The sequence below is a fragment of the Micromonospora sp. SD12 genome (assembly GCF_052068495.1).
Lineage (GTDB): Bacteria > Actinomycetota > Actinomycetes > Mycobacteriales > Micromonosporaceae > Micromonospora > Micromonospora echinofusca.
The window spans coordinates 249,271-262,123 of sequence record NZ_JBQHDF010000006.1 but is presented as its reverse complement, the minus strand read 5'-3'; the positions used below and the strand labels follow the sequence as shown (position 1 = coordinate 262,123).

The window sequence follows — 12,853 nt, the reverse complement described above, 5'->3', positions numbered from 1 at the left end:
GGCGTCGCCGGTCAGCCCTGGGCCGGGGCCGGCTGGCCCGAGGGGAGCGGCACGGGCACCGAGGCGACGGCCTGGCGCAGCACCTCGGCGGCGCTCACCCCGCGTACCTGCGCGTCGGGGGTGAGCAGCAGCCGGTGCGCGAAGACCGGCTCGGCCAGCGTCTTCAGATCCTCCGGCATGATCCAGCCGCGCCCGTCGATCAGCGCGTACGCGCACGCCGCCCGCGTCAGCGCGATCACGCCCCGGGGGCTGACGCCGACGCGCACCTGCGGGTGGTTGCGGGTGGCCGCGGCCAGCCGCACCGCGTACGCGTAGAGCGGCTCGGCGATGTGCACCCGGCGGGCCATGCGCACCATCTCCCCGACGGTGGCCGTGTCGGTGACCGCCGTCAGCGCCTCGGGGGAGCGGACCGTCGCGCCGCGCAGGACCTCCACCTCGACGGCCTCGTCGGGGTAGCCGACGGAGAGCTTCACGAGGAACCGGTCGAGCTGGGCCTCGGGCAGCCGGTAGGTGCCGTCCATCTCCACCGGGTTCTGGGTGGCCACCACCAGGAACGGCTGCGGCACCGGGTGCCGGACGCCGTCGACGGTGACGGTGCGCTCCTCCATCACCTCCAGCAGCGCCGACTGGGTCTTCGGCGACGCCCGGTTGATCTCGTCGGCGATGACGATGTTGGCGAAGACCGGCCCCGGGTGGAACTCGAAGCCCCGGGTGGCCTGGTTGAAGATCGTCACCCCGGACACGTCGGAGGGCAGCAGGTCGGGGGTGAACTGGATGCGCCGCCACTGCCCCTTCACCGTCGCCGCGACGGCCCGGGCCAGGGTGGTCTTGCCGACCCCCGGTACGTCCTCCAGCAGTACATGCCCCTGGGCGAAGAGAGCGGTCAGCGCGAGCCGGACCACCTGGGGCTTGCCCAGCACCACCGCGTTGACGTTCTCGGCCAGCCGGGCGGCGAGGGCGGCGAAGCCCTGCACCTCCGGCTGGGTGAGCGGTTCTGGGGTGTTCACGGCGGTGGTGCTCCTTGCCTGGGTGGGTCAGCAGGTGGGCAGATCCTTGATGTCGTCGCCGCCCTCCAGGTTCAGCCAGGCCCAGGGGATGTAGTTGCGTCCCTTGTAGTCGACCTGCACCCACCAGGTGCTGCGCTTCTCGTTGTTGTAGATGTAGGCGTAGACCTCTTCGCCTTGTTTCTTGCAGTGGGCCTTGAGCCGGGTGCCGTTCGCGACCCAGCCGGCCTGCCGGTCGTTGTCCTGCCTCGTGACCTCGAAGATCTCGTTGCCGTTGCGTTCGCCAGGGATCTCCCGGCTGCAGTAGCTGGCCTCGGCGCCGGAAGAGCCGTTGCGGCAGGTCGCGATGCCGTAGAGGGCGCCGGTGGCCTGGGTGCGGGTGGCGGTGCCCTCGCCGGCGGCGTTGCTCGCCGTCACGGTGAACGTGTACTTCGTGCCCGGCGTCAGGCCCGTCATCGTGATGCTGGAGCAGCTCCCGGTCTTCGCCGGCTCGCCGCCGGTGCTCAGTGAGCAGGTCGCCTTGCCGCCCCCGGCGTCCACGGTGAACGTCACCGTCGCCGAGGTGGCGGTGGCCGAGGAGCCCGTCACGGTGACGCGGGGCTCGGCCACCGTACGGGCCGTGGTGGTGGCCTCCGGGCCGGGGCCGGCCTCGTTGACCGCCCGCACCTTCACGGTGACGTTCTGGCCGTTGCCCAGCCCGTCCACCGTGGCCTGCGTGTCGGTCACCTCGCTGCTGCGCCCGCCCACGTCCACCACGTACTTCGTCACGGGGCGACCGTTCGCCGCCGCCGGGGACCACCGCACCGCCACGGCGCCCGGCCGGTCGGCCACGGTGCTCGCCCGCAGCTCGCCCGGGCGCTCCGGCGCCGCGTACGGCACGACGGTGTTGCTCACCGGCGAGGCCGCCGAGCCGGCGCCCCGGTCGTTGACAGCGACCACCGTGAACGCGTACTGCGTGCCGTACTCCAGCTCGCCCGCCGGCACCACCAGCTCGGTCCGCCGGGACTCGCCGGCGGGGGCGTTGGTGCCCGCCGACGTGGCCGTGACCACGTACTTCGCGATCCTGTTGCCCTGCCCGTTCGCGGCCGGCCACTTCACCAGCACCGTGCCGTCGGGGCGCTCCTGGGCGGTGACGGCGGCCGGCGGGTCCGGCACGGCGGCCGTGGGCGTCACCGGGTTGCTGGTGCGCGCGGGACCGTCGCCCTTCGCGTTGACCGCGTGCACCGAGAACCGGTACGTCTCGCCGTTGGTCAGGCCCTTGATCTCCACGGCCCGCTGGTTGGCGCCCACCTGCACGCGCTGGCCCGCGCCCTGCACCACGTACCGGACGATCTCCGCCCCGTTGGCCGGGGCCGGGCGCCAGCTCACCCGGGCCTGCGCGTTGCCGGCGGCGGCGGTGACGCCGCGCGGCGCGCCCGGCTTGCCCACCTCGGGCTTCTTCGGCGGGGGCGGCGGCGGGGGAGCCGGCGGCGGGTCGCCGCCGAGCACGTCGTTGGCGTACTTGTCGACCTCGCGGACCTGGTGCCTGTCGTTCACCACCTGTGCGGTCGCCGAGTCGGGGGCGTTGATGAACAGGTGGTTCTCCCGCACCTCCAGCTCCAGCGGCCCGGTCCCCCGTCCCCGGATGGTGTCGACGAGCTGCCCGCCGGAGTCGAACGCGTAGACCGTGCCGGACGCCTCGTCGGCGCAGTAGTAGCGGCCGGCCCACGCCACGGCCGGGCTGATCTTGTCGCCCGCGCCCGGCACGGTGAACGCGCGTACCGCGCCGTCGTCGTCGACCACGTGCACCCGCCGCTCGCCGGGCACCGTCACGGGCACGTCCGGCCCGCTGGTGCGCGCCGGCAGGGCGCCCGGTGCGGTCATCGTCAGCGGTGTGGTGCGTACCTTGCCGCGCTGCACGGTCACCAGCGTCCCGGCCGTACGGTCGAGCACCGCGACGCCGTCGTCCAGGGTGGAGACCACCAGCTCGTGGCTGGCGTCCGCGACGTCGTACGTCTCGACCTTCTTCGGGCTGAGGCCGGCCCCGGCGGGCGCGGCCGACGCGGGCGCGGACGGCAGCGGCGCGGCGGTGATCGCCGAGACGGTGCCCTCGCTCGGCACCGCGATCCACAGCCGCCCCTCGCCGTCGAAGGACCCGCCGGTGATGCCCGGCGGGTAGCGCACCGGCTCGCCGACCGGCGTCAGCGACCGCGGGTCGAGCTGCCGGACGACGCCCTGCACGGCATCGACGACGAACGCCGCGTCCTCGTGCAGGGCGACGTTGACGCCCAGCCCAGGGGTGGTCCGGGTGGTCGCGGTGATCTGGAGGGTGGCCAGATCCAGGGAGCTGACCTGCCCGGTGTTCAGGTCCCGCAGGACCAGCAGCCGGTCGGTCTGGGTGACCTGCATCGGGCGCCGGCGGGCACCCGGGACCCCGACCCGGGTGTCGACCCGGGCGGTGATCCCGTTGACGCGGGCCAGCTCGCTGCGCGCCGCGCTCCACAGCCAGGAACTCGCGTCGTGGCTCGCCACCGCGTTGTCCGCCGCGCCGAGCCCGTGCACGGTGAGCCCCATGGCGGCCAGCAGCGCGGCGACCGTCGCGATGGTGACGACCCCGCCGCGCATCCGGCGGGGCCGGGGACGCGGGGGACCGGTGCCGGCGTGCCCGGCGTCGTCGATGGTGGCCACTACCGGCTGCCTCCCGTGTCGTCCCTGGCAGGTGGCGCGCCATGTCCGGCGACCCTCCCCTGAGCCGGCTGCCATCATATGGCCCGGTCGGGGGCGGGGGAACCCGCACCGTCCCCCTGTGGACACCCAGCGTGTGCGCCACGCCGCGACGACGGGTCAGCTCGACGGCGTGTCGCCCTCCCGTTCCGTGCAGACCTGCCCCGACGTGGCGAACGAGTCCGTCGAGTAGACCGCCAGCACCGTGAAGCAGTAGTCCACCCGCGAGTTCAGCCCGTTGACCGTGTAGCTGGTCCGGCCCGGGTCCACCGTGGCCATCACGCCAAGCGCCTGCCCGACCCGGCCGCCGGCCACCATGAACGGCACCCCGCCACCCGCCGGGTCCGTCCACTTCAGGGTGACCGTCGCCGAGTCGTCCGTCAGCGTCAGCCCGCCCGGCGGCGGGCCGGCGGCCGACGTCGCGGCAGCCGCCACGGGCGTCGCGGGGCCCGCCGGCGGCGCCGCGTCGCGGGTGAGCACCAGCACGCCCACACCGACGAGCGCCACCACAGCCAGGACCGCGACGACCACCGCGACGATGATCGCCGTCCGGTTGCGGCCGCCCTCCTCGGGCTCCGGCATCATCGGGTACGCCGGTGGCGGCGGGAAGGCCGGCGCCTGCTGCTGTACGGGGTGCTCGGCCGTCGGCCGGGCCCGTACGGGCTGCGCCTTCATCGGGAACGTCTCGTCGATGTCGAGGTACGCCGGCGGCAGGTCGTCGACCCGCTCCCGCTCCGGCTCCGCCTGCTCCACCTCGTCGCGCTGCCGTTGCGACTCGGCCCGCTCCAGCTCCTCCTCGACGTCCGGCTGCTCGGCGTCGCTGTCGGCGTCGGTCGTCGGGCCCGTGAGCGCCTGCGGGGGAGCCGTGCTGCTCCACGGCGGCGCGGACATGCTCCACGGCGGCGCGCTCACCGGCGACTGCACCCCGGGCGGGGCGCTCACCGGCGGTTGGACGCCGGGGGGTGTGCTGAACTGCTGCGGAAGAGCGGGCGGTGCGCTGACCGGCGGTGGCACCACCGGCGGGGGCGGGATCGGGGGCAGCGGGGGCACCGGCGGCGTACTGACGCCCCGCGGCGGCGCGCTGACGGGCGCGCTGCTCGTCCCGCGCGCGGGTGGCGCGCTGACCGGCGGCGCGGGCGGCGCGCTGCTGGGCGGGCCGCTCGTGGGGTGGGCAGGGGGTGCGCTGACCGGCGACCTGCTCGTGGGGTGGGCGGGCGGTGCGCTGATGGGTGGGCTGCTCGTCGGTGGCGCGGGCGGTGCACTGACCGAGGGCGTCGGCGGTGCGCTGATCGGCGGTGCGCTGATCGGCGGCGCGCTGACCGGCGGTGCGCTGACCGGCGTGGCGTGCGCCGCCGCCGGTGGGGTGCCGGGCGGCGACGCCTCGGACGACCGGGCGGGGCTGAGCGGAACGTCCGGTTCGGCGGGAGTGCCGGCAGCGCGAGCGATCTCCTCGGCGAGCAGCGGTTCGATCTGCTTGACCTGGATGGTCGGCTTGGCCCACCCGGGGGCCGGCCCCGCCGGGCGCTCCGGCACCTCCGGCGGTGCCGCCGCCTCCGACGTCGGGACCGCCGCCTGCGACGTCGAGGCGGCCGCCTCCGGCGCGGATGCGCGCGGGGCCTCTACGGTCGGCCTTGCTGCCGTCGATGACTGGACGTCGGCTGCGGCAGGTTCGGGAGCGGCGGCCACCTGGCGTGGAGGCGGCGGAGCGGGCGGGGCCGCGGGCGGCGTCACGGCAGGCGGGGACGACACCGGGGCCGCCGTCGTCGGCGCTGGCCTCGGAGCCGGAACGACCGAGGCCACCCCGGCCGCCGCCGGCGGCGCGGGACGCGGCGGCGCCGGCGTGGCGGGACCCGGCACCGCCGGCGGTTGGGTCGCCCCGGGGGAAGGCGCCCAGGCTGACTGCGGCGACGCCGGCGCGGGGCGTTGCGCCGGGACGACCGGGGGCGGTGGCACGGGCGCCGGCGGCACCTGAGGGGCGGCCGTAGGCACCGACGGCACGACCGGGGGCGGCGGGATGGGCACCGGCGGGGCGTACGGCGGCTGCGCCGGGACGGCCGTCGAGGGCGGCACGGCCGGAGGCGGGGGTACGGCGGCGCGGGCCGAACCCGGCGGAGCGGGCACGACCGGCGGCGGCGGGATGGTCGGCGGCTGGGGGATCCGCTGCGGCGGAGTGGCGTACGGGGTGGCCTGTCCCCGCCCTGGGGCATGCGGTGCCTGCGGTGGGGCCGGAACCTGGGGCGGCATCGGCGGGGCCCACGCCTGCCGGGGCGGAACGGGCACCACCGGCGGTGGCGGCACGTGGGCGCCCTGCGGGGGCGGCGGAATCTGAGCGCCCTGCGGTGGGAGCGGAACCTGTGCGCCCTGCGGCGGTCCCGGGTACGGCTGCGGTGGTGCGGGCGGCACCTGTGGCGTGTGGCCGGCAGGGCGGGGTGGCTGCGGTGACACCGCAGGGTGCGGCGTCGGGGCGACGGGGGCGGCCCGTCCCACGCCGCGTACGCCCGGAACGGGTGGCGGCGGGATCGGCGGAGTGTGCGGGGGTGCCGGTGTGGCCGGCGGGCCGCTCGCGATGGGCGGCGTCGGGCGCGCGGCCGGCGGCTGCGGGGGGCCGACGGCGGCCGGCTCGTGCGGCCGCCAGGTGGTGGAGAGGACCGCCAGCGACATCGTTGGCTCGGAGAGCGCAGACATGTCGGGCCGCGCGACGGGTGCGGGCTGAGGGGCGGGAGCGGCGTCGCCGAGGTACTGCCGTGCCGTGCGTACCGCCGGGTGGTCGACGCCGAGCACGGCGGGCCCCAGGGTGGCGACGCGGGTGTAGTTGCGGCGGGCCTCGTGCCGGTTGCCCAGCTCGTCCGCCACCGCGGCCAGCTCGAAGGAGAGCGCCAGCATCAGCGGGTCGGACGGCGGCCAGAGCCGCTCGCCTGCGGCGAACGCCTCCTCCAGCACGCGCCGCGCGGCACCCGGGTCGTCCGCCTCCCGGTGCAGGCGGGCCAGCAGGTGCGCGGTGCTCAGCACATCCGGGTGGTCCTTGCCGTACGGCGGTCGGGCGGAGCCGACGGCGTCGTTGAGCAGTCGACGGGCGGAATGGAGATCGCCCGCGGCGCGCAGGGCGAGGGCCCGGTGCTGCACGGCGGCCAGGGGGGAGGGATGGGACACGTGGCCATGCTGCCGCGTGAGGCCCGTCGGACGCTACCCAGCCCCTCCGGTTTGCCACGGTTCGCCCGGGGCGAGACGCCTTCCGACCTGCGTCGGTCCAACCGCCGGAAGCCGATGTGCATGATCCACCCCGGGCGTGTACAGTAACTCCCCGTGCGGCCCACCAGGGCGGCCGACGGGCGGAAGACCGCCTTGGTCGACACGGTAGGCTGGACGAGCAGGTCCGGGTGGCGGAATGGCAGACGCGCTAGCTTGAGGTGCTAGTGCCCGTATAGGGCGTGGGGGTTCAAGTCCCCCCTCGGACACGAACCGAATCCCAACGGTGCGCGGCAAGGTCAACACTTGCCCGCACCGTTCGTGTTTCCGGGTCGTACGACAGGTGCAGCCCGAGGCTGCGGTAGACCTTCAGCTTGTGTTCCGGCTCGGCGTCTCGCAGGGCGTGCACGAGGTCGCCTGCGCATGGAGAGCGGTCGCCGTGCCCGCGAGGTCGGCACCGGGTCCGTGGCGGTTCCGGAAGCGACGGCGTCCTGGCGGGTCTCCAGCAGGGTTCTGCCGCGAGCGAACCCGCTTGTCTTGTTGCGGCGCGCTGCGGAGGATCGGTGGATGGATCTCCGCACCGCGGAACGGCAACTCCAAGCCGCCCAGCGCGCTGCCGACGTCGAGTCCCTCGACGTGCTACTGCACCCGCAGGTGGTGGGTGCCGGACCGGACGGCACGGTCTTTACGAAGGAAGACGACTTGGAGAGCTATCGCTCCGGTGCACTGCGAATCACCAGGCTGGTGGAGGAGTCGCTCGGCGTCCAGGATGACGGTCAGACTGGGGTGACTCGCATGGTCGCTGCGGTGGATGCCGTTCAGGGCGGTGTCGCTATGTCCGCGCGGTTGCGCTACACCCGACTTTGGGTGCGTGAGGACGGCAACTGGCGGGTGTTGGCCGCCACCTTCGTCCCGGTCTAGGGAGCCTTTTCAACTGCGGTGTACCGCGTTCTCGAGGTGATGAAGGACGAGGATGGAGTGCACGATCGGTGGCGCGGCGTGGGTAGCAGCGCAGCTTTGTCAGGACTTTCAGGTTTTGGAGGTGGCGTTGGCGCGTTCACCGATGGCGCGGATGCGGGCGTGAGCGGCGGTTGACCTTCTTCTGCCAGGGCGCTGCGGGCCGACTTTCACCCGGAATTTGTCACCCCTCGCCAACTCCCTGGACACCATGCTCGCCGAAGCCCGCTGTGCCGGCTGTCCCTCGTGCTGTCCCACCAGGACCTTGCCCAGTTCCCAAAGATCTCCTCGCCGCCGCCTCGGCCAACGCCCGCAACAAGATCTACTTCTCCTGCGCCCCGGAGGACGCACGCGTTCTTACCCGCCACACCCTGCCGGAACTCGACGAGCACGGTTCTTTCGGCTGCCGAACGTTGTCTGCGCTGGTATTTACCGAGCAGTGAGGGGCGCCGACCTCGCGCCTTGTCTGCGGCAGACCCGCGCACGAGGCTGGTCACTCGATGTCGTGCCGGGGTGGTGCGCGCCCCGGACGTCCGGCGTGCGCGTCTATTGGGGACGTTCAGGTGGGTCGGCGAGGGCATACGGTCACCTTGCTTAGATATTCATGTTGCTTGTATATTCGGCACCATGCGATCGACTTCGCGTCCCGCGCTGCGGGAACCGTCGTACTTCGTCCTTGCTGCCCTACTCGGTGGCCCTCTCCACGGGTATGCCGTGATCAAGCAGGTGACTGAGCTGTCTGATGGGCGGGTGACACTCGCTGCCGGCTCGCTGTACTCGGTGATCGATCGGCTGCTCGGCGAGGGGCTCATCACCGCTGACGGTGAAGAGATCGTCAATGGGCGTGCCCGCCGCTACTACCGGCTCACCGACGAGGGCCACCGCGTACTCGCCGAGGAAGCCGACCGGCTCGCCCGGGCCGCCCGGGTGGTCATGGATCGCCTGCCGCACCGGAGCTTCCCGCAGGGAAGCACCCATCAACCTTCTATCGCGAGGATCAGACCAGCATGAGTTCTGATGTTCTGGAGAAGCGTTACCGCATGCTGCTGCGGGCCTATCCGGCCGGTTATCGCCGCGAACGTGCCGACGAACTGATCGACACGTTGATCGGCGAGGAACCGACCACCCGCCGCTGGCCCAGCGTCCGGGAGACGGCCTCGCTGATCCGGGGCGCCCTACGGGTGCACGGTGGCAGCACCGCGGCCCGGCCCACCGCCGTGCTGCTCTGGCAGGGCATCCACCTGGGTGCCATGGCGGTGCTGGCGCTGGGTGCGCTCATCGGCCTGGACGACCTCGTCGAGGCGTTCCAGTTCGGCGGATTCTTGGACCCCCTGGCCGTCCTGCGGGATCAGGGCATCTACGCGGTCATGGTGATCGCGGCGCTGGTGGCGCTCGTCGCGGGCCGCACCCGCACCGCCGCCGTCCTGGTGGTAGCTGCGGTGGTGGTGCCGACCGCAATCTCCCCGTACCTGTTCCTCAACGGCCTGCCGCAGTGGTGGGCACCGGTTGTCGCCACGCCTTTGATCATGGTGGGTCTGCGGCGTCCGGCGGACGTGCCGCCGACGCCCCGGGCCAACGCCGTTCTGGTCACCGCCGGCATACTCGCCCTGCATCTGATCCCTGCGGAAGGCTTCCGCAGGGTCGACATGAGCTCGCAGATCGTTGCCGCCACCATGGTGATAGTCGGGGTAGTCGCCTTCCTGTGGGTGGCGACGGCCGACCAGCGACTGCTGATTGCCGTCGTTCCCACCCTCCTGCTGGGCACGCTCTACCAACTGGGCAAAGCCGGGTCGACGGGGGAACTGCTGCACCGGCCCGACGCCCTGCCGTCCCTGGTCGTCGCGGTCCTCATGGCAGTCGGCGCGGTCATTTCGACCCGGCTGCGTCAGCGCACCCGCGCCTGACCGACACCTTTCACGCCGCAGGGGCGGCAGTTCGGACGTAATAGAGCGACACGGAGCTGCACTCGGCTGCTCTTCAATGGTCGTTGGCTGCGTCGCTGATCTCTCACGCACCCGGGCCGGCACTCCGCGCCTCCCGCAAATGCCGTGCCAGCAGCTGCTGTGCACCGCCACAGCGGCCGTTGCCGTGAGCTCGTGGATATGGTGCTCGCCGGCCAACCGGGCGGACGTGTTCCGCACCGCCTGGGACAACGGCTGGCTCTGACGGTGCCGCTCAGATGAGCACGCTGCACGTCACCTAGGTCCCACTGCCGGACTCCGGAGGGAGTCTTGTCCCCCATGCGAGCTACCTGCAAGTGTCCACCGCACGGGGACGATTGTGGCGGCCGAACTCCATAGGTTTCTTTGTGTCCGCGGCGCTCCGGTCGCGGTCTGCGAAGGAGTCATCATGCGCTTCGTCAAACAGCTTCTCGCCGTCGCCGTCGTCGCTCTCGTCGGCGGGCAGAGCATAGCCGCCGTCGAGGGCAGTTTCTTCCTCACCTTGGTGATCGGCGCTGTGACGGCGGTGCTGGGCGTGGTCGTCTATCGGTTGGTCGTGCGGCGCACCGAGCGCCGTGAGCCGACCGAGCTCGGCCAGGACGGTTGGGGCGGGAAGCTGGGCCGCGGGACGCTCATCGGCTTCGCCATGTTCGCGGCCGTCATCGCCAACATCGCGTTCCTCGGCGGCTACCACGTCGAGGGCTGGGGTTCGCCGACGCGAGCGCTGGGTCTGCTCGGGCTCATGGCGGCCATCGCGGTCGCCGAGGAGCTGCTGTTCCGGGGGGTGCTGTTCCGGATCATCGAGGAGCGTACGGGCACCTGGGTAGCTCTCGCCCTGACCGGCGTGGTGTTCGGCGCGATGCACCTGGTGAACCCGGACGCCAGCCTGTGGGGGGCGACCGCCATCGCGATCGAGGCCGGGTTCATGCTGGCCGCCTGTTACGCCGCCACCCGGAACCTGTGGGTCCCGATCGGCCTGCACTTCGGCTGGAATTTCGCCGCCGGCGGCATCTTCAGCGTCGCCGTGTCGGGTAACGGCGAGTCGAAGGGGCTGCTTGAGGCCTCGACGTCGGGGCCGGTCGCGCTCAGTGGCGGCGCTTTCGGGCCGGAGGGCAGCCTGTACGCGGTGCTGGCCGGCGTGGTGCTGACCGTGGTGTTCCTGTGGCTGGCCAAGCGCCGCGGGCGCATCGTCCCGCGCCGCGGTCGCAAGGCTCAGGCCCCGGCAACCGCTACGGTGTCCCAGTGAGCAAGTTCCGGAGGCTCCCGGATCTGTGGCGGCAGTGGCCGATCACGGTCCGGGACCTCCCGTTCGCGCTGGCCTTGGCCCTCGCGGCGGTGGTCCCGGCCCTGGAGCGGCAGGGTACGCAGCTCGGTGACCTCCCGGACCGCCCGTACGACGCGCTGACCGTCGGCGTCGTCGCCCTGGAGTGCCTGCCGCTGGCCGTACGCCGTCGGTGGCCGGCCGTCTGCCTCGGGCTGGTGTCGCTCGGCTTCGCGATCGACCAGCTCCGCGGCTACCACACCATCGCGGGTACGGGACTGGCCATCGCGCTCATCAGCGCCGGCGCCCACCTGGAGCGGCACCGCTGGGTCGTCGCGGGTCTCGCCTCGGCGGCGTACGTGCCCCTGGCGATCTCCCTCGACCGGCTCGGATCGGGTGAGGGCGTCGCCGGGTTCACCACCTTCTACCTGTTGCTGGCGCTCGCGTGGGGCATCGGGGCGTGGCTGCGCCAGAACCGGGCCGCCGAGGCGGAACGCCGCCGCCATGTCGAGCAGGCCACCCGCACTGCGGAGCGCACGCGCATCGCCCGGGAGCTGCACGACGTCGTCACCCACCACGTGACGGCGATGGTCGTGCAGGCCGAGGCGGCACGCTACCTGACGGGCGCCCCGGACAAGCTGGACCAGGCCTTGACCGCGATCACCGGCACCGGCCGCCGGGCCGTCGGCGACCTGCGGCAGCTGCTCGACCTGCTCAACCCGGATCACAACGAAGGCGACCCTCGTACGCCGTCCGTCGGCGACCTGGACACCCTCGTCGACCATTCCCGGCAGGCCGGGCAGCCGGTCGAGTTCGTCCGGGAGGGCACGCCGACGACGGCCACCGGCAGCGCCGAGGAGGCGGCGTACCGGGTGGTGCAGGAGGCGCTGACGAACGCGCTGAAGCACGCGCACGGCAGCCGGACCAAAGTTCGCCTTCACCACGGGGAAAGGGAGACGACCGTGGAGATCAGCACCGACGGCTCCGGATCCGCCAGCGCGTCCCCGGGCGGCAGCGGGCGCGGCCTCTCCGGGCTCCGCGAGCGGGTCACCGCCCTCGGTGGCGACTTCAGCGCTGGCGCGCAGACCGGCGGCGGCTTCCTCGTGCGGGCCCGGATCCCGGCCGGGTACCCGTCGTGACCGCGCCGATCCGGGTGCTGGTCTGCGACGACCAGGAGCTGATCCGCGCCGGATTCGCGACGATCATCGACGCCCAGCCCGACATGGAAATCGTCGGCGAGTGCGGCGACGGGCGCGCGGGGGTCGACCTGGCCGCTCGTCTGCGGCCGGACGTGGTGGTGATGGACGTCCGGATGCCGGTGCTCGACGGCATCGAGGCGACCCGCCTGCTGGCCGGCGCCGGGGTCCCCGAGCCGGTGAAGGTCCTCGTGGTGACGACGTTCAACCTCGACGAGTACGTCTACGAGGCACTGCGTGCGGGTGCCAGCGGCTTCCTGCTCAAGGACGCCCCACCGGCGCAACTGCTCCACGGCATCCGCACAGTCGCGACGGGCGCCGCGCTGCTGGCCCCAGAGGTGACCCGGCAGCTGGTGGGCCGCTACGCGGCCCGCATCCGCCCGGCCGAAGGCGACCCGAACAGCGGCGCGCTGACCCCGCGCGAGACGGAGGTGCTCCGCCTCATCGCGGAGGGCCTGTCCAACAGCGAGATCGCCGCGGCCCTGGTGATCAGCCAGGAGACGGTCAAGACGTACGTGTCCCGCATCCTCACCAAGCTCGACCTGCGCGACCGGGTGCAAGCCGTGGTGTATGCGTACCGTCGGGGCCTGGTGACCTGAGGTGGCC

Annotated in this window: 10 protein-coding genes, 1 tRNA gene and 2 pseudogenes; 9 read left to right on the top strand and 4 right to left on the bottom strand. The window is 73.2% G+C overall.

The features are described from left to right. Window positions 1–11: 11 nt before the first annotated feature. The 3 genes from ACTMS2_RS15385 to ACTMS2_RS15375 all read right to left on the bottom strand — a co-directional run bounded on the left by ACTMS2_RS15385 (window position 12) and on the right by ACTMS2_RS15375 (window position 4,619). Window positions 12–1,007, bottom strand: a complete 996-nt coding sequence (locus ACTMS2_RS15385) for an AAA family ATPase (RefSeq protein WP_363900769.1) — start codon at window positions 1,005–1,007, stop codon at window positions 12–14. 27 nt (window positions 1,008–1,034) lie between these two features. Then, complete coding sequence (locus ACTMS2_RS15380; RefSeq protein ID WP_441176021.1) at window positions 1,035–3,608, bottom strand: fibronectin type III domain-containing protein; 2,574 nt, start codon at window positions 3,606–3,608, stop codon at window positions 1,035–1,037. Window positions 3,609–3,827: 219 nt separating this feature from the next. After that, the gene (locus tag ACTMS2_RS15375) at window positions 3,828–4,619 is read right to left on the bottom strand and encodes a fibronectin type III domain-containing protein (protein ID WP_441176020.1); all 792 of its coding nucleotides are present in this window, start codon (window positions 4,617–4,619) and stop codon (window positions 3,828–3,830) included. Here ACTMS2_RS15375 and ACTMS2_RS15370 point away from each other — a divergent pair. After that, a complete protein-coding gene (locus ACTMS2_RS15370) occupies window positions 4,597–5,679 on the top strand; it encodes a hypothetical protein (RefSeq protein WP_441176026.1) in 1,083 nt (360 codons plus the stop codon). The genes ACTMS2_RS15375 and ACTMS2_RS15370 overlap by 23 nt on opposite strands. A gap of 728 nt (window positions 5,680–6,407) precedes the next feature. Here ACTMS2_RS15370 and ACTMS2_RS15365 read toward each other — a convergent pair. Next, window positions 6,408–6,857 (bottom strand): annotated as a pseudogene (locus tag ACTMS2_RS15365) (tetratricopeptide repeat protein); the annotation flags it as partial. Window positions 6,858–7,078: 221 nt separating this feature from the next. On the opposite strand from ACTMS2_RS15365, the gene ACTMS2_RS15360 reads away from it, so the two are divergent. The 8 genes and pseudogenes from ACTMS2_RS15360 to ACTMS2_RS15325 all read left to right on the top strand — a co-directional run bounded on the left by ACTMS2_RS15360 (window position 7,079) and on the right by ACTMS2_RS15325 (window position 12,846). Continuing rightward, window positions 7,079–7,162, top strand: a tRNA-Leu gene (locus ACTMS2_RS15360). A gap of 298 nt (window positions 7,163–7,460) precedes the next feature. Next, window positions 7,461–7,814 (top strand): nuclear transport factor 2 family protein, encoded by a 354-nt coding sequence (locus ACTMS2_RS15355; protein WP_441175967.1) that lies wholly within the window; start codon window positions 7,461–7,463, stop codon window positions 7,812–7,814. A 211-nt stretch (window positions 7,815–8,025) separates the two neighbouring features. Continuing rightward, window positions 8,026–8,242 (top strand): annotated as a pseudogene (locus ACTMS2_RS15350) (hypothetical protein); the annotation flags it as partial. Window positions 8,243–8,477: 235 nt separating this feature from the next. Next, a complete protein-coding gene (locus ACTMS2_RS15345; protein ID WP_441175966.1) occupies window positions 8,478–8,861 on the top strand; it encodes a PadR family transcriptional regulator in 384 nt (127 codons plus the stop codon). A gap of 29 nt (window positions 8,862–8,890) precedes the next feature. Next, entirely contained in the window at window positions 8,891–9,754 is an 864-nt protein-coding gene (locus tag ACTMS2_RS15340) for a hypothetical protein (RefSeq protein ID WP_441175965.1), read from the top strand. A gap of 445 nt (window positions 9,755–10,199) precedes the next feature. Beyond that, window positions 10,200–11,036, top strand: a complete 837-nt coding sequence (locus tag ACTMS2_RS15335) for a lysostaphin resistance A-like protein (protein ID WP_441175964.1) — start codon at window positions 10,200–10,202, stop codon at window positions 11,034–11,036. Further along, a complete protein-coding gene (locus ACTMS2_RS15330) occupies window positions 11,033–12,190 on the top strand; it encodes a sensor histidine kinase (protein WP_441175963.1) in 1,158 nt (385 codons plus the stop codon). Before ACTMS2_RS15335 ends, ACTMS2_RS15330 begins: the two co-directional genes overlap by 4 nt. Next, on the top strand, window positions 12,187–12,846 hold the full coding sequence (locus ACTMS2_RS15325) for a response regulator (protein WP_441175962.1): 660 nt from the start codon (window positions 12,187–12,189) through the stop codon (window positions 12,844–12,846). Before ACTMS2_RS15330 ends, ACTMS2_RS15325 begins: the two co-directional genes overlap by 4 nt. Window positions 12,847–12,853: the final 7 nt, after the last annotated feature.